Annotated in this window: 18 protein-coding genes; 8 read left to right on the top strand and 10 right to left on the bottom strand. The window is 32.8% G+C overall.

Annotated elements, in window-relative coordinates; all coding sequences use genetic code 11:
• Positions 1 to 12 precede the first annotated feature (12 nt).
• The 4 genes from AC2A1D_RS06230 to AC2A1D_RS06245 form a co-directional block, all read right to left on the bottom strand.
• Positions 13 to 465, bottom strand: a complete 453-nt coding sequence (locus AC2A1D_RS06230) for a MarR family winged helix-turn-helix transcriptional regulator (RefSeq protein WP_484042767.1) — start codon at positions 463 to 465, stop codon at positions 13 to 15.
• 165 nt (positions 466 to 630) lie between these two features.
• Complete coding sequence (locus AC2A1D_RS06235) at positions 631 to 1554, bottom strand: ABC transporter ATP-binding protein (protein ID WP_484042768.1); 924 nt, start codon at positions 1552 to 1554, stop codon at positions 631 to 633.
• Between the two features lie 378 nt (positions 1555 to 1932).
• Positions 1933 to 2904: a FecCD family ABC transporter permease gene (locus AC2A1D_RS06240; protein WP_484042769.1), complete on the bottom strand. Its 972-nt coding sequence runs from the start codon at positions 2902 to 2904 to the stop codon at positions 1933 to 1935.
• A gap of 9 nt (positions 2905 to 2913) precedes the next feature.
• Positions 2914 to 3453, bottom strand: a complete 540-nt coding sequence (locus AC2A1D_RS06245) for a TlpA family protein disulfide reductase (protein ID WP_484042770.1) — start codon at positions 3451 to 3453, stop codon at positions 2914 to 2916.
• 29 nt (positions 3454 to 3482) lie between these two features.
• Here AC2A1D_RS06245 and AC2A1D_RS06250 point away from each other — a divergent pair, with 29 nt between their 5' ends.
• A complete protein-coding gene (locus AC2A1D_RS06250; RefSeq protein WP_484042771.1) occupies positions 3483 to 4607 on the top strand; it encodes a 2Fe-2S iron-sulfur cluster-binding protein in 1125 nt (374 codons plus the stop codon).
• Positions 4604 to 5221, top strand: a complete 618-nt coding sequence (locus tag AC2A1D_RS06255) for a SanA/YdcF family protein (protein WP_484042772.1) — start codon at positions 4604 to 4606, stop codon at positions 5219 to 5221. The genes AC2A1D_RS06250 and AC2A1D_RS06255 overlap by 4 nt, the downstream gene beginning before the upstream one ends.
• A 7-nt stretch (positions 5222 to 5228) precedes the next feature.
• Here AC2A1D_RS06255 and tamL read toward each other — a convergent pair whose 3' ends face one another.
• Positions 5229 to 7826 carry a translocation and assembly module lipoprotein TamL gene (gene tamL / locus AC2A1D_RS06260; RefSeq protein ID WP_484042773.1) on the bottom strand — a complete coding sequence of 866 codons (2598 nt, stop codon included), beginning with the start codon at positions 7824 to 7826 and terminating at the stop codon, positions 5229 to 5231.
• Between tamL and AC2A1D_RS06265 the strand changes: the two genes are divergently transcribed.
• Entirely contained in the window at positions 7812 to 8537 is a 726-nt protein-coding gene (locus tag AC2A1D_RS06265; RefSeq protein ID WP_484042774.1) for a TrmH family RNA methyltransferase, read from the top strand. The genes tamL and AC2A1D_RS06265 overlap by 15 nt on opposite strands.
• Positions 8538 to 8627: 90 nt before the next feature.
• On the opposite strand, the gene AC2A1D_RS06270 is transcribed toward AC2A1D_RS06265, so the two are convergent.
• The 5 genes from AC2A1D_RS06270 to porQ all read right to left on the bottom strand — a co-directional run bounded on the left by AC2A1D_RS06270 (position 8628) and on the right by porQ (position 11704).
• Positions 8628 to 9125 carry a phosphoribosyl-ATP pyrophosphatase gene (locus AC2A1D_RS06270; RefSeq protein WP_484042775.1) on the bottom strand — a complete coding sequence of 166 codons (498 nt, stop codon included), beginning with the start codon at positions 9123 to 9125 and terminating at the stop codon, positions 8628 to 8630.
• A gap of 4 nt (positions 9126 to 9129) precedes the next feature.
• On the bottom strand, positions 9130 to 9438 hold the full coding sequence (locus AC2A1D_RS06275; RefSeq protein ID WP_484042776.1) for a phage holin family protein: 309 nt from the start codon (positions 9436 to 9438) through the stop codon (positions 9130 to 9132).
• 74 nt (positions 9439 to 9512) lie between these two features.
• A complete protein-coding gene (locus AC2A1D_RS06280) occupies positions 9513 to 9857 on the bottom strand; it encodes a YtxH domain-containing protein (protein ID WP_484042777.1) in 345 nt (114 codons plus the stop codon).
• Positions 9858 to 9949: 92 nt separating this feature from the next.
• Positions 9950 to 10624, bottom strand: coding sequence for a (d)CMP kinase (cmk, locus tag AC2A1D_RS06285; protein WP_484042778.1), 675 nt, complete (start codon positions 10622 to 10624; stop codon positions 9950 to 9952).
• 87 nt (positions 10625 to 10711) lie between these two features.
• Entirely contained in the window at positions 10712 to 11704 is a 993-nt protein-coding gene (gene porQ / locus AC2A1D_RS06290) for a type IX secretion system protein PorQ (RefSeq protein WP_484042779.1), read from the bottom strand.
• A gap of 296 nt (positions 11705 to 12000) precedes the next feature.
• Between porQ and pyrH the strand changes: the two genes are divergently transcribed.
• From pyrH to AC2A1D_RS06315, 5 genes are all read left to right on the top strand, one after another.
• Positions 12001 to 12708, top strand: coding sequence for a UMP kinase (gene pyrH / locus AC2A1D_RS06295; RefSeq protein WP_484042780.1), 708 nt, complete (start codon positions 12001 to 12003; stop codon positions 12706 to 12708).
• Between the two features lie 93 nt (positions 12709 to 12801).
• Positions 12802 to 13356 (top strand): ribosome recycling factor, encoded by a 555-nt coding sequence (gene frr / locus AC2A1D_RS06300; RefSeq protein WP_484042781.1) that lies wholly within the window; start codon positions 12802 to 12804, stop codon positions 13354 to 13356.
• Between the two features lie 334 nt (positions 13357 to 13690).
• On the top strand, positions 13691 to 15193 hold the full coding sequence (locus AC2A1D_RS06305) for a GNAT family N-acetyltransferase (RefSeq protein WP_484042782.1): 1503 nt from the start codon (positions 13691 to 13693) through the stop codon (positions 15191 to 15193).
• A 120-nt stretch (positions 15194 to 15313) separates the two neighbouring features.
• On the top strand, positions 15314 to 16150 hold the full coding sequence (pheA, locus tag AC2A1D_RS06310; RefSeq protein WP_484042783.1) for a prephenate dehydratase: 837 nt from the start codon (positions 15314 to 15316) through the stop codon (positions 16148 to 16150).
• A 6-nt stretch (positions 16151 to 16156) separates the two neighbouring features.
• Complete coding sequence (locus AC2A1D_RS06315; RefSeq protein ID WP_484042784.1) at positions 16157 to 16834, top strand: hypothetical protein; 678 nt, start codon at positions 16157 to 16159, stop codon at positions 16832 to 16834.
• Positions 16835 to 16956: the final 122 nt, after the last annotated feature.

The following is a 16956-nucleotide window of genomic DNA, read 5'->3' on the forward strand; positions in this document are numbered from 1 at the left end:
AACCGTTGGGTTTTATTTTTTGTTGTTTAAATCGTTGGAAATTTTCATGATTTCAGACATTACTTCTTTGAAGATTTCTAATTTCTCAGGAGAAATTTTTTCCATCACTTTTTTGTTGAAGTTTACCACGACTTCTTTAGACATGTTTCTGGAATTCAAACCTTTATCGGTAAGTTTTATAATTACCTCACGTTTATCTGTCGTTGTTTTTTCTTTGTAGATATATCCGTTATCTTCTAAAAGTTTAATAATTCTGGTTAAAGAAGTAGGTTCTATCGCCATTTTCGGTCCCAAATTGGTACTTCTCGTTCCTTCTTTTGGGTCTATTTTTAAAAGTGTAAGCGCTTGTACAGCCGTAGAATCGTATTCCTGAGCAAGGTCTGAGTACATTTTTTGTACAGAAATCCATGTTTGCTTTAGAATAAGGTCAATGTTCTCTATTTTTTCTTTGTTATTTTGATCCATACTTTTTTGTGTTATGGTTTAATTCAAATGTAGCAAATATTATGCATGCATAACACTTTTTTACGTTAAAATTTGTTAACAATCTGAAAATGAAATAGATAAATTATATGAAAAGCATAATACTATGCATGCATAGTATGTGAAAAATGCAACGTAAATGTATTGTTAATGAATGTTTTGGATTAATTTTAAGATTTCTTCGAAAGATTCGCAATGGTAGGTTTGGTTGCGATATGTAATCACCCAAAAGTTATCTTGACGGTCAAATTTTAAATCAGAAAGATTTTTTTTGAAGTTTTTCTGCAAAAGAGAATACAACATTTCTGTATAAACATCTGGTGCTGAAATTTGAGGAGCAACAAATTGGTCATTAATTTGAAACAAAGAAGCATTCGTTAATTCTTCGTGTTGCAAAAGAATATCTTCCACAATTCCAGAATATAAATGTTGATTTTTTACGTACCAAATTTTATCTGCAAATTCCTTTGCTAAACGCCAATCGTGCGAAGAAAACAAAATGATTTTATTTTGCTCTTTCGCCAATTTTCTTAGTGTTTTTAGAATGATGATTTTATTTTTTTCATCCAAATGTGTCGTTGGTTCGTCCAGAATAATGATGGGGGAATTTTGCGTTAAAGCTCTTCCAATAAAGGCTTTTTGAAGATTTCCATCCGAAAGATTTTTAATTAAAACATCTTTATATTGAAGCAAATCTAATTCTTCAATAATCTCTGTAACTTCTTCTCTGTCCTCTTTTTTAAGTTCAAAATAGAAAGGATAATAAATGTATTTTCCCAGTGAAATAAGGTCTTCAACCGTATAATTTTGAGGAATATTTGATTTTGAAAAAACGACTGCAATTTGCTCTGCAATTTCTTTTACCGAAAACTGCTTTATGTTTTTATTTTCGATTAAAACTTCACCACTTAATAAAGGAATCTGGTGTAAAATAGATTTAATTAAAGTGGTTTTTCCGACACCGTTGTTGCCAATCAGAAGACAAACTTCACCTAAATTCAAATGCGTATTCACATTTGAAATTAACGTTTTGCTGTAACCGATATTTGTCTGTTTGATTTGTAGATGCATTTAATTCTTTTTAATGAAAGTGTTATAAATAATGATTAATAAGAATATGAAAATTGGTAAAAGACTGAAGAAAAAGTAATCAAATCTTTTCTTTTTAAGTCTGAAAAAACTATTAAGTGCTAAAATAATTGAACAAATCATAGAGATTGGAAATCCTATACATAAATGAAATAAGTTTGTATAGCTGTAAATCCAATGTAGAGATTGATTTAATCGAAATTGATTACCAAATTTAACCAAACTAAAACTCAATACAAATAAAAGAATGTTTGCAGTTATTAACAGTTTTTGTGTTATGTTGATTTTCATGTTTATTTTCAATTTTTCATGCAAAAAATCATTTGTCAATCTGTGCAATCTGCTAAATGTTTTTATAATTCACACTTTATTCTGCTTCAACAACATCACTAAAATTACAGGAATTCCGAAGACGGAGCTTATTACATTCAACGGAATTTGTGATTTTTCTGCTACAATCGAAAATAAAAGCATGATGAGCATTCCTAAAAGCATATTCAAAATCCATTGTTGCCAAAGTTTTGAAGGATTGTACGTTAATCTGCAAAAATGCGGAACAATAATTCCGATGAATAAAATTGGTCCTAAAAAAGCCGTCACAGAAGCTGAAAGTAGGGAAGATGCAAGAATAATCATTAGTTTTAAATGATTAAGATTTACGCCTAAACTTTGCGCATAAGCACTTCCTAATGAATTTCCAATTAAAGGTTTTATGGTTTTAAAACAGACCAATAAACCGATGGAAACTAAGATTGAGAGAACATAAATTTGATTTCTCGAAACTAAATTATTCGCCCCAAATGACCATAAAATGTAGTTTTTTAAGCTTTGATTTTCGGCATAAAATTGTAGCAAAGAAACAATTGCTCCTGCAAAGGCAGAAACCAAAAAACCGAAAATAATGAGATAAGATTTATCCTGAAATTTATTCGACATGGAAAGTAAAACCATCATCAATCCTAAACTTCCGATAATGGAAGACAAACTTAGAAAACTGTTTTGTAGAAAATCTGGAAGCGAAATATTGTACGAAAAGAAAATATAAAACGCCACCGATAAACTCGCGACAGAAGTAATTCCTAAAATATCTGATCCCGCCAATGGATTTTGGAAATATTCCTGCATTAAAAATCCAGAGGTTGGAACTGAAATGCCTGCCAAAAGCATAACTAAAACACGATTTACACGTATCTCAGCAATTTGGCTGTTGGAAGTTTCTCCCAAAAAGTCGTTGAAATGTAAATTTAAAAATCCTGTATTCAGATTAATAATTGACACCAAAATGATAGCCAAAAGTAAAACCAAACACAGAATTTTGAATTTTTTAGACATAAAATTGTCTTATTTTAAAAGCTTTTCGATTTTTTCATTCAGTTGTTCTTCGGTAATCATCCCGCTTGTTTCATCGATTTGATCGCCTTTTCTCATGAATGTAAACGGAATAGAATTTCCGTCCCATTGTTTAAAATTTGTCGCAAAAAAGTGTTGATCTAGAAGTGTTCCGTCCAACAAAATTGTTTGATCTGTAATACCTTGTTCTTTTGTGAAATTAGGAAGAACAGAGTTCCAGGCTTCTTTTTGGTCTAAACTGATAAAAGTAATTTTTACTGGCTGATTTTTTAGTTCTTCAATTTTTTTCTTGAAATGAGGAATTTCTCTCACGCAAGGACCGCACCAAGTCGCAAAAAAGTTGGTAATATATAAAGTATCATTCTTTTTGTCCAATAATTCTTGAGTTTGTGCCACAGAAACCATTGGAATACGTTTTGTGACGATTTCTTCGGTTGTAGCTGTGTTTTCTGAGTTTTCTGTAGTTTCATTTTGTTTTTTACAAGCCGATACAGCAACCAAAACAAATGCAGACAAAATGATTTTCTTCATAATTTTTTATTTATTTTTGAAATGAAGTTATGAAACAGCAAATTTACAAAGGCAAACCAACGGAGTTTCATCCGCTAAAAATAGCTAAAAAGCAAGACCTGACCAAAAATACTTTCGCTCTGGAATTTGATATTCCGGAAGCTTTTGTCGAGCTTTTTTCTTTTGAAGCAGGGCAATTTGTGAGCATTTTGTTTGAGGTTAATGGTAAAGAATCTATTCATGATTATTCGATAACTTCTGCGCCTTTCGAAAAGAAAATTTCCTTAGGAATAAAAATGAATTCGGAAGAAAGTAGCGCTGCTCAATTGTACAAAAATTGTCAGGAAGGTGATTTTCTTTGGGTAAGTAAACCGTCGGGAAGATTTACATTAGTCTCAAAACCGAGTGAGTTTCGAACTATTGTGGGGTTTGCAGCCGGAATTGGGATTACGCCAATTCTGAGTCATTTTAAAAACATTCTTCATAAAGAACCCAGAACAAGGCTTTTTTTATTTTACGGGAACAAAAATTCTCAGGATTTAGCCTATCGGGAAACGTTGGATAATCTTGCTCAAAAATATGGAGAAAGGTTGCAAATCTTCTATTTCTATTCACAAGAAAAGACGGAAAATAGTTTCTTTTACGGAAGGTTAGACGAAAAGAAACTCAATTTAATTATCAACCAGATTTTGCATTTGGATGATACAGACGAAGAATCTACAATTTGGGATGCGGTTGATGAAGTTTTAATTTGTGGAAAAGGAGAGATGATAAAGAGTCTCGCCAATGCGTGTTATCATCACGGAATTCCGAAAAATAATATCCATTTTGAGCTTTTTGAAGAATTTAATGACGATATTTATCCGCTAGAAAAGGAATTTCCTTTAATCGAAAATATTAAAGTTGAATTTCAGGTTTTAGGTAAAACTTATGAGACAGAACTTTCTGATAACCGTGAAAAAATATTGCAACAACTTTTGATGAAGAATTTCCCAGTTCCTTATTCATGTAAATCGGGGATTTGCGGGAGTTGTGAATGTTTTTTAGAGGAAGGAGAAGTAGAATTGTTAGAAAATGAATACCTAACCGAGAAGGAAGAAGCGCAAGGAAAAATTTTAGCCTGCATGTCGATTGCAAAAACAAAGAAAATAAAGCTTAACTTTGATTTTAATTGAGAATCATTAGAAACATATTCAAATTTATTTCTTTATCAGCAGAAGTGGTTATTTTGTTGATGTGTATTTGTAATGCATGGGTTTTTGGGCTTACTAATGGAAGAACATACAATAAAATTTCGAAAATTCCGCCGCGAGAAGTGGCGCTTGTTTTGGGGACTTCCCCGAGAATGAGATCCGGCCTTTCTAATCCTTATTTTACTAAAAGAATGGATGCAACTGCTTTGTTGTATCATCATGGAAAAATTAAAACCATTATTGTAAGTGGAGAAAAAAGTAAAGGCTACGACGAACCCGCTGCGATGAAAAACTACCTGATTTATCAAGAAGGCGTTCCTGAGCATATTATTGTGGAAGACCCGAAAGGTTTTAACACCTACAAAAGTATTCTTCGCTGTAAAAATACCTACAAAAAATCTAATGTGATTATTGTTTCACAAGGATTTCACAACTTAAGAGCTTTGTTTTTTGCAAGAAATAATTCGATGAATGCTTTAGGTTTTGATGCACAAGATGTGAATAAACCTGAAAGTTTTTATAGAAATCAATCAAGAGAAATTCTGGCGAGAGTAGTTGCTGTGGTGTACTACATTTTGGGAATTTCTCCTGACTAAGATTTTTTTAGAATGGATATCCGAAAGCGAGATTCATTGTTGGTTTCAAAGGTTGGAAATATTTGAATCTCCATCTTTCTGCATCTGGTTTATTAGGATCATATATTTTGTAAGCAAGATCAAGTCTCAAAGTAATGTAAGCCACGTTTATTCTTAATCCGAAACCACTTCCTATCCCCATTTGACTGATAAATTTGTTGAATTTAAACTGATCATCAAAACCTGTGTTTTTAATATTCCAAATGTTTCCCATATCTGTAAATATGGCGCCTTCGTACATGTCATTAAACGGAAGTCGGTATTCTATGTTGGTAGTTAGTTTAATATTTCCCATTAAATACGTTCTTACTCTCTCGTCAATTTGAGAAGCTCCCGGACCAAGACCTCCGAATGCCACCCAAGCTCGGATGTCGTTAGAACCTCCATTGAAATAGGAACGAACAAAAGGCATGGTAGATGAATTGCCATAAGGAATTCCGATTCCAATAAATTGACGGAGTGCAAGTGTTTTATCACCGTTAATTTTAAAATATTTTCTTACATCGAAATCAAATTTTACAAATTGCGCATAAGGAGTACCGAAAATTGTTTTTTGAGGATTAGTAACCAAGCTTCCTTCAGTAGTTTTTTCGTTAAAAAGACTTGGTATATTTCCTGCCAATTCTACTTTTCCGTTAAAATAAAATGCATTAGGGTAGTCTTTTTTACCAATTTCGTTATATACAAAGTTGTATATCAATGATGATATGATAACATCTTGCGTTTGTCTTTCCTTATTCACTAAAGTTCCGCTGAAAGCTAAAAGGTTGTCTGCTTCTTGCCCATTTACAGAACTGATGTAGTTTTGATCTTGCAGGATAATTGCTGTTACCTGATCTTTTGTGAGCAGCCCGTTTTCAAAATCTTGTTTTACTTGTGGATTATATTCGAAATAATCATTAAAGGCAGCTTCTCTTATCAGGTCGTCCCCAACAAAATAATCATAATATTTATCTTTATTTTTAGTGAAACTGAACTGTGTATTAAAAAGCGAAAGCCTGTGAGAAACTCTGTCGTTTACGTTGGCAAAATAATTTAATCCGGTATTGAAGTTTACTCTTCCCAAACCAATATTATTCTGTACTGAAGCTCCCAAAACAATTGATGAAGTTGGAGTGTATCTCTTTGGAATTATCTTATAATAAGAAAATGGCAACAGCAAGCGAGGGAACTGCAATGAAGCTTGTGCAGATAGTTCGTAGGCACCAATTCTATTGTTGTAATCTCTAGGATCTACAATTCTACCAAAAGTTCCTGCGACACTTGTGGAAAGGTTTTCTGCCCCACGAAATACGTTTCTGGTCGTTAAATCTACCGAAGGCGAAATTCCTAGATTCAGAAGTTGCGAGTAATTAATATCGGTTGCAACTTTCAGTTCGTATTTATCTAAAGGTTTTAGAATATATAATACATCGATTATACTGTCGCTCTTTGTACCGTTATCATTTTTTCTCCAATCGTCTTCAACTTTTAAAAGAGAAAAATTGTTCATAGATAAAAAGTTTCTTTTGGTAAGATTCAGTTTTTCTTGGTCGTAGATAGATTTGTTATCCTCAATTACCGCACGCCAAAGAGCCTGGGTTTTATATCTTTCGTCGATTTTATGAAAACGAATTCTTCTAAGACTATCTTTTTTGGTTCTATGCTGATAATAATCTGAGATATCATCTACTACCGCAACATCTATATTCCCAATCGTTGCAATTTTGTACGGAGTGTTTACAGAATCTTTATGTATCTCCAAGGTAAGCGGAACCTCTTTTCTGCTTTTTAATGAATCTGCTACAAAATAAACTTCGTTGTTTCCACTGTTGAATCTGTAGTAACCTCGGCTGCGCATAAGGTCGTTGATCCTGGAAACTTCTTTTTCAAGTTTAGTTTGATCTAGAATATCTCCTTTTTTGATTTCTGTTTTTGCAACACTCTCCTGGAAATTGGCTTTTATGCCTGGATCTGGAATGTTATAGTAATAATCTTTAATAAAAGTAGGACTATTGTGGCGAATGCTATAATGTACACTTGCTTTTTTACTTGCAGAATCTTTTTTGCCAGTAGCTTTTACTTCACCGTCCCAATAACCTCTGTAAGTAAGTCTTTTCTCTATAGATTCTGCACTTTTCTCGGTTTTTGTTTCATCGAAAATAATAGGTGGAGATCCCCAATTGTGAAAAATTCTGTCCATGAACAGGCTTTTTCCTACATATTCCTGCATTCCGTTCTTAATGAAAAGAGAATCTCTAAGTTTTTGATTTCTCATTTCACTAGGATAAGTCATATATTCATTTAGTACGGTATCGTACTTTGGGTTTGCCGCGTTGTAAAACCAAAGACTTAAAGGAAATAAAAAAAGTTGCTTTTTATTGGGTTTTTGTTGTACATAATCTTTCAACTCTTCATCGAAAGGTTGTTTTTCGTCTTCAAACGTAAAAGTGTTACTATTTAAAAGATATTTGCCATCGGGTACTTTTTTGGTGGTACTGCATGCATAAAGTAGAATAGTAAATATTGCAAATAACAGATTTTTATAATACTTTTGAGGAGAATTCTTATAATGCTTACAGCTCATACAATAAAAGTTTTACAGTCTCTTGATAAAAAGAAGTTCAGGCAAAAATACAATTTGTTTTTGGTTGAAGGTAATAAAATCATTTCTGAACTGCCTAATTCTAACTATAAAATTAAAGAAATTTTTTCTACTAATTTGGAAAAATTAGAGACAAATTCTGTTCCAACCACTCAGATTACCGAAAATGAGTTAAGAAAAATTAGTTTTCTCCAAAATCCTAAAGATTCTGTGGCGGTTTGTTATCTTGCAGAGGAAAGCGAGTTTGTGGAAAAAGATTTTCAAATTGTTTTGGATGGAATTCAAGATCCGGGAAATTTAGGAACTATTATTCGTCTTGCAGATTGGTTCGGAATAGAGCAGATCGTTTGTAGTGAAGATACAGTAGATTTTTACAATCCAAAGGTAATTATGGCTACAATGGGCTCTTTTACCAGAGTAAATATGGTGTATAAAAATCTTCCTGAATATTTGGCGCAGACAAAAAATGTAAATATTGGCACTGATATGACGGGTGAAAATATTTACTCTTTCCAAAAACCAAAGAGAATTAATTTAATTTTAGGAAATGAAGGAAACGGAATGCGTCCTGAAACAGAAAAACTTCTTTCAGAAAGTATTTGTATTCCGAGGTTTGGTAAATCTCAATCTACAGAAAGTTTGAATGTTTCTATGGCGGCAGGAATTATTCTAGGGCAATTATTTTCAAAATAAAAAAGAAACCATTTCAAAATAAAAAACTGAGATTAAGAAAAAATATTTCATTTCTTAATCTCAGTCTTAATCTTAGCCTCAACCTAAAAATTAGATCAATTGTTCCATACTAGAAACACTTTTTCTTTTCTGGTAATCTTCCAGTTTGTTTCTTACATATTTTAAAGCAATTGGAGCAAGGTAAATCAGCGCAATTCCTATGGCTTTTTTCTTCCAATTTTTACTGCTCATATTTTTCTTTGCAAAGTTGGCAACTAAAGCGGTTGTACCAATTTTAATCATACCATCTAAAGCGTCTCCAGATAAAGCTGTATTGGCAATTCCTAAGGCTGTATTTTTGCTGAAGATTAAATTTTTCACTTCAGAAGTAACCTGTTTTGCGATAACGTCTTTTCTTAAAACGGTTGTTTCTTCGCCGTCTTCATCGGTTTTTTCTTTTAGATATTGATCTGTAAAACCATTGGTAAAAGCACTTAAACTTTCTTTTGCATTTTTGAATGTAAGAAGAGCTTCTAAATCTTCCACTTCATTTTTAACAAGTTTTTTCTTTCTTCTAAGTTCTTCAAGGCTATTGTAATTTACGCTCATGGTTTTAATGATTTAAAAATTCTACAACTTTATCTGCAATACTTCCTACAATTCTCTTTTTATATGCTAAAACGAAAATCATAAGAACTGCATAGAATGCAGCCACGATTAAAAAACCATAGGCTGTGTTATCCAAAGCTTTGCCAATAAGATATGCTACTCCCAAATTGAATAGGAGAACAAAAAATGCAAACGCAATAAGAAACGTTACAAGGAAGGTAATAACCCCTGCGGAAATAGCAGTTTTTTCAGTTGCTTGTATCTTGATGAGATCTAGCCGTTTGGTTGCGTATTCTTTTAAAGTTTCTACCATTGTATTTTTTTTAAAGTTACAAAAAAAGGAACTTTAATCTCAAAGTTCCTTGCACTATTATACTGTGAAAATAATTATTTTAAATCATTCAAACCAGCTTCCACATCTTTTACTACATCTGTAGTTTTAGACACGATCTGATCTTTATATTTATCATAACCGTCTTTTACGGTATGCGCTACATTATTGGCAGTTTCTTTAAAAGTAGAAGAAATACTGTCATATTGCTCCTTCATTTTGTCAGACACTTCACCATATTTATTTTTAGCTTGATCTTTTAAATCATTAGCTTTGGTTTTAATCTTTTTTCTGGTTTCTTTACCTTCCTCTGGAGCGTAAAGCATTCCAAGGACAACTCCCGCTGCCGCACCTGCTAATAAACCTGCTAAAATCCCTGCTGTATTTCCTTTCTTAGACATTTCTTGTATTTTTTAATTGTTAATATATTGAGTTTAATGTTTTAAGTTTTGCAATTTACATACCAAATATCGGAAATCATTATTAAAAACTGTTAAAAATTTTTCACATAATTTAATATTGCATCAATTGTTTCTTTTTTGGTCATAGAAGTATTATCTATAACGATAGCATCTTCTGCCTGTTTTAGAGGGGCTACTTCACGCTCGCTATCAATTTTATCTCTTTCGATAAGGTTTTCACGCACTTGTTGTTCATCTGCATCAATCCCTAAACTAAGAAGTTCACTGTATCTCCTTTTGGTACGCTCGTCGATACTTGCGGTAAGGAAAAATTTAAAATCAGCATTAGGTAAAACAACGGTTCCGATATCTCTTCCATCCATAATAACGCCACCTTTTTCAGCTAATTTTCTTTGATGATCTAGAAGAAAATGTCTTACTTCAGGCTGTTTTGCAATATTGCTTACATTGTCTGAAACTTCGTTGCTTCTAATTTCTTTACTAATGTCGTTTCCGTTTAAGAAAAGAACAAGTTCATTTTCAACTTTTTTAAATTCGAGATTAATACGATTAAAGTTGTTGAAAAGATCTTCAAGGTTCAGTGTACCGTCTTTGGCAAGGCAATTTTGTAATGCAAACCACGTAACACCTCTGTACAGCGCTCCTGTGTCTAAATGTACAAGGTCTAGTTTTTGAGCAATGATTTTAGAGATTGAGCTTTTTCCTGTGGAAGAAAATCCATCAATGGCAATTACTGGTTTTTTCATAAAGCAAAGTTCAATAATTTTTCTTAAAAAATCAATTATTTAAATTGCTATTATTTCATTTTTCTATCCTAAAAATATGATATTTATCTACTCACCGCGTCGACTTGTAAGATCAACAGAAATTCCTAACTGATTTACGTTGGAAGAATTATGGTATCTAATATGAGCGTAATCTAAACGGAATCTCGAAAGTTTAATACCAAAACCTCCAGAAAGCCCAGAAAAGTTACGTTGGTCTGCAACGGCAAGCTCATTTCCACGTCTAACATTGTATCCTAATCTAATGTTGAAGCTTTTTTCTGGAAACAATTCTGCTCCTAAAGAAAAATGATCTGCAATTTTTCTACCGACGTTTACTTCCTGTCCGTTAAGGTTATATTCTTCAGAAATGTCGAATTGTTGTAAATCGTGAGCTGTAATCGTTACCGCAAGTGGGAAGTTAGGTAAAATTCTGGTGTATCCTAAATCTACTCTAAAAGGAAGATTTTCTCTAAGCCCATTAAATGATTTGAATTGATATCCAAAATTTCTAAATACTAAAGAAGCGGTTTCCTTATTTTTTTTGTGATGATATGTAATTCCTGCATTTCCAGAAATAGCTGAAGAAGTATAAGTATCGATTTTTGAAGTGATAAAGTTTAAACCCCCACCAATTGTCCAGTTTTCTTCAAATTTATAGGCATAACCTGCACCTACTGCAACGTCAGACGCAGAGAATTCACCCATTTCAAAGCCACTTTCGTCGGTTCTAGGGATATTTCCGTAGCTCATGTATCTTGCATTTGCGGTTAAGAAATGACCATTTTGCATGTCTTTGGCAAAAGCAATTGTTCCGTATTTTGAATCTGCTAAATAAGCTGTTGCATTCAAAGCGAGTTGCATATCAGAATCAGCATTCAGCAAAGAAGGGTTTGCAATCGCAAAAGATACGTCTTGATCTCTTACAGAAATCGCGTCGCCACCCAAAGCAGCTTGCCTTGCAGAAACCGGAATGTTTAAGAAAGGATAAACATTTGTTCCGTTTTGGGCAAACGAAACAAAACTTGCGAGCAATAGAGGAAAAACTAGAACTTTCTTCAATTCAGTATATAATTAATGCAAAAATAATTCTTTTTAGAACTTATCAAAATATTTGCAGAAGTATTTATGATTATTATTGTTAAATATTAGAAATAGTATTACAAAATTGTATGTTTTGTGATCTTTTAACCATGTTTTAAAATTGGTTTTTAATCATGGTTGTTGGGAAAAACAGATGATGAATTTAAAATCATTCTCCTTACTAAAATTTCTAAATACTAATTGGTATTAATGTTTATATTTGCAGAGTTAATTTTTGAACGAAATTAACACCTTAAAAATTATTTAAAAATAACATGAAATATAAAAGAATCCTTCTTAAACTAAGTGGTGAAGCCCTTATGGGAAACAGACAATACGGTATCGACACTGAAAGATTGCAAGAATATGCTGCAGAAATAAGAAAAGTAGTAGATAAAGGTTGTGAGGTTGCAATTGTGATAGGAGGAGGAAATATTTTCCGTGGTGTAGCAGGAGCTGCGAAAGGGATGGATAGAGTACAAGGCGATTACATGGGAATGTTGGCAACGGTAATCAACGGGATGGCTTTACAAGGCGCTTTGGAAGATGCAGGAATCAAAACTAGACTTCAATCTGCGATTGAAATGGATAAAGTAGCTGAACCATTCATCAAAAGAAGAGCGGTAAGACACCTGGAAAAAGGAAGAGTGGTGATCTTCGGAGCAGGTACTGGAAACCCATATTTCACAACAGATACTGCAGCAACATTAAGAGCAATTGAAATTGGTGCTGATGTAATTTTAAAAGGAACTAGAGTAGACGGTATCTACGACAGCGACCCTGAGAAAAATGAAAACGCAGTAAAATATAATTCATTAACTTTCGAAGAAGTTTTTGAAAAAGATCTTAAAGTAATGGATATGACTGCCTTTACTTTAAGCCACGAAAACAAACTTCCTATTATTGTTTTTGATATGAACAAAGACGGAAACCTTCTTAAAATTGTTGAAGGTGAAACAGTAGGAACTTTAGTTGATTTGTAAAATAAAAAAGCAAGGTAAAAGTAAAAGCATTACGCATCACTCATTACTTATTACCCATAATAAATGTGTAACTTTTCAAATTTTAAATATATAATGGAAGAATTAGATCTTATATTAGAATCTGTAAAACAGGACATGGACGCTGCAGTAAAGCACTTAGAACATGCTTTCCAAAGAATTAGAGCTGGGCGTGCTTCTACAGCAATGGTGCAAGATGTAATGGTAGAATATTACGGAGCGATGACTCCTATCAATCAGGTAGCTAATGTTTCTATTCCAGATGCGATGACGATTTCTATTCAACCTTGGGACAGAACTGCGATTAACGCGATTGAAAAAGCTATTATCAATTCAAACTTAGGTTTTGCTCCTTCTAATAATGGTGAAAATATTATCCTAAATGTACCACCTCTTACTGAAGAAAGAAGAAGAGATCTTGCGAAACAGGCAAAAGGTGAAACTGAAGATACAAAAATCGTTGTAAGAAACGCAAGACAAAACGGTCTGAAAGATCTTAAAAAATTAGAAGGCGTTTCTGAAGATATCGTAAAAGGTCTTGAAGCAGAAATTCAGGAACTTACAGATAAATATGTGAAAATTTGCGACGAGCATTTGAAAACTAAAGAAGCTGAAATTATGAAAGTGTAATGTCACGCTTTTACAATATATAAAAGAGATTTCCAACCTTGGAAGTCTCTTTTTTTTGTTTTTAAATTGTAGGAAAAGATTAAAAAAAGAAGATAAAAAAACATTGCTATTGATATAAATTTCCGTCTAAAAAAGAGTTCCGAAATGATTTATTAAAAGATAAAATCCTATCGCAACGAATAATATGATGTAATTATAAAAACAATTCAAAGAATAAATGTAATTTTAAAGAAGTGTTTTTTCGATAGTGATAAACTTGGTTTAAATATTGTTGAAATATGGCATCAATAGGGTTTTATATTTAAAAAAGCCATTAACTTAAAAAAAAAGCAATATGCAAATAGAAGCAAGAAATCTGAGCGTAGAAGATTATTACGGTTTGGTGGAAACCATGAAAAGAGCCTATCCCACAATGGCAGATTACATTTGGCCGAAAAAAAGCATAGAAAAATTGACGAAAATTTTTCCTAAAGGACAAATATGCATCACTGTAGATGGGAAAATAGCCGCTGTTGCACTTTCTATTATTGTAAATTATGAAGAGTTTGGCGACGATCATACCTATAAAGATATCACCGGAAACTATACATTCAACACGCACACCAATGCAGGAAATGTTTTGTACGGAATTGAAGTTTTTGTAGACCCAGAATACAGAGAATTGCGTTTAGGAAGAAGACTGTACGATTTAAGAAAAGAACTTTGTGAGCAATTAAACCTTCGAGCCATCGTTTTAGGAGGAAGAATTCCGCATTATCATAAATACAGCGATGAGCTTTCGCCGAGAGAATACATTAGAAAAGTAAGAGATAAAGAGATTTACGATCCTGTACTTTCTTTCCAGCTTTCGAATAACTTTTTGCCGATTAAAGTTTTAAAAAAATACCTTTTAGAAGACGAATCTTCAAAAGAAAACGCTGTACTTCTTCAATGGAACAATATTTATTACAGCAAAAAACCAAACACAATGCAAGACAGTATCATTCGTCTCGGTTTGGTGCAGTGGCAAATGAGACAGTTCAGAGATATTGATGCGTTTTACGAGCAAATCGAGTTTTTTGTGAATGTGATGGGAGATTACAAATCGGATTTTGTGCTTTTTCCGGAACTTTTCAACACGCCTTTATTGGCGCCATTTAATCATCTTTCGGAGCGTGATAGTATGATTGAATTAGCAAAACTTACCGAAGAAATTAAAAATAAAATCTCAGAGTTGGCAATCAGTTACAACGTGAATATTATTTCCGGAAGTATGCCTTATTTTGAAAACAACGAACTTTACAATATTTCATACTTGCTTCATCGAGATGGTAGAATTGATGAATATCGAAAAATTCATATCACGCCCAACGAAAAAAAATATTACGGAATGAAGGGCGGAAGCGAAATTAAAGCGTTCGATACCGATTGTGGTAAAATTGGTTTGGTGATTTGCTATGATGTTGAATTTCCCGAACTTCCAAGAATTTTAGCCGATCAAGGGATGAAAGTACTCTTTGTTCCTTACCTTACCGATACTCAAAATGCATACATGAGAGTTCGCCATTGTGCTGCTGCAAGAGCAATAGAAAACGAATGTTATGTAGCCATTGCAGGTTGTGTAGGTAATCTTCCGGGCGTAAATAATATGGATATTCAGTTTGGTCAGGCTGCGGTTTTTACACCTTCAGATTTTGCATTTCCATCAAATGCCGTGAAAGGAGAGGCAACGCCGAACACAGAAATGACTTTAATTGTAGATGTAGATCTGAATTTGCTAAAAGACTTGCATCATAACGGTTCCGTTCAGATTTTGAAAGATAGAAGAACCGATTTATATGAAATTAAAGTTATGTAACTTAAAATGAATAAGATAAATTGTGAAAAATCTGGCGTTCTTTTGGAACGCTATTTTTTTGGATTTTTATGAATATAGATTCATTAAAATTTACTAAATTGTATCTACCAAACAAAATTTATGAAGATAGCATACTTAGGTCCAGAAGCCAGTTTCACGCAGTTAGCAGCCGCTCAGATTTTCCCTTCAGAAGATTTACTTCCACAATCAAGCATTCTGGATTGTTTTAATGCGGTAATTAATGAAGAAGTAGATAAAGCTGTTGTTCCGCTAGAAAATTCCATAGAAGGAACGGTTTCTATGACGTTAGATTATCTTTATACCTTCAAAGTATATATAGAAACAGAATTGGTGATGCCTATTGCTCATCATTTAATGGTTCATCCAAAAAATAATAATGTCGAAAAAATAATCTCGCATCCACAAGCTTTAGCGCAGACATATCATTTTAGATTTGAAAATTATCGTGATATTCCTACACAAGATTATAGTTCTACTGCAGCTTCTGCGAAGCTTGTTTCTGAAAATCCAGAAGAAAAATGGGCAGCAATTGCCAATCGTTCTGCAGCAAAACTTTATGGTTTAAAGACTCTTCATGAAGATATTCAGGATTTTGAACAAAATCATACCAAATTTATCGTGATTTCTAAAAACAAAGAAAATCTAGAGCTAAATTTTCAGAAAGTTTCAGAGAAGACATCTCTTATGATTACACTTTCGGAAGATTGTGCAGGTGGTCTGCATCAAGTTTTGTCCGTTTTTTCATGGCGAAAAATGAATCTTTCCAAAATAGAAAGCCGCACTCTGAAAACGGGTTTAGGAAACTATTTTTTCTTCATCAACGTAGACAGTAAATGGCATCCTGTTTTGTCCCAAAACGCCATCGACGAACTTGTCGCTTTAAAAGCCGATGTGAAGTTTTTAGGGCATTATAATGAGTATATTTTTGTGGAGTAATTTTACGTGAATAATATTGATGTTATAGAATTGATTCCGATTATTGAAATTTCAAATTATCATGAAGGTATAAAGTTGCCTGAAAATGGACCTTATTGGGAGTTTCAAGATGATTGGGAAGAATATAACCAGAAGTGTAATCAATTATCTGGATTTTCAAACGGATTAAAATCTTATAAAAGAGGATCATCATTTTATAAAATTCATACTGCTTCAAATGAAGATTTGCTGAAGTTGATTGAAGTTAAAATGGAAGATTATGACGAAAATGACGGACTGGAATTAAAAGAGTGTTTGATGCCGTTTTATGGAGGCATGATTCTTAAAATTAATAATGAGGATGTTTTATTTCCTCAATGTTGCTCAGATCTCTCAAGTATTAATGATTGGAAAGGCTTATTAAATAATGAATGTCATTATTTCTATTGCGGTCATCCTTTTCCCAAGGTTTCAATAGAAGATGAAGAGATTATTTTTGACTTTGTTAATATTCAAATTAAAGAAAAATTTTGTCCTCCAATTCAATATGATAAAATAAGTTTGGGTAAAAAAGAATTAGCAACTGCCGTTTATAACGCAGAAGAATTATTGATTAATTTTGCTACAAGATTACATCAAATAAACTCTGAATTCAAATTAGAAATACCTGAAATAGATAAAATTTTTGTATTTGGCTTTGATTAGTTTTTAAACTGAATATTGTACATTTCTTTATATTAATCAATTATTATTTCTACCAATCATTAACCATCATTTTCCCAAAATATGTTTGATAAACCACAACGAAAACTAAAAAGATCGGCCAA

Source organism: Chryseobacterium sp. HNCC26DJ239 (assembly GCF_057180445.1).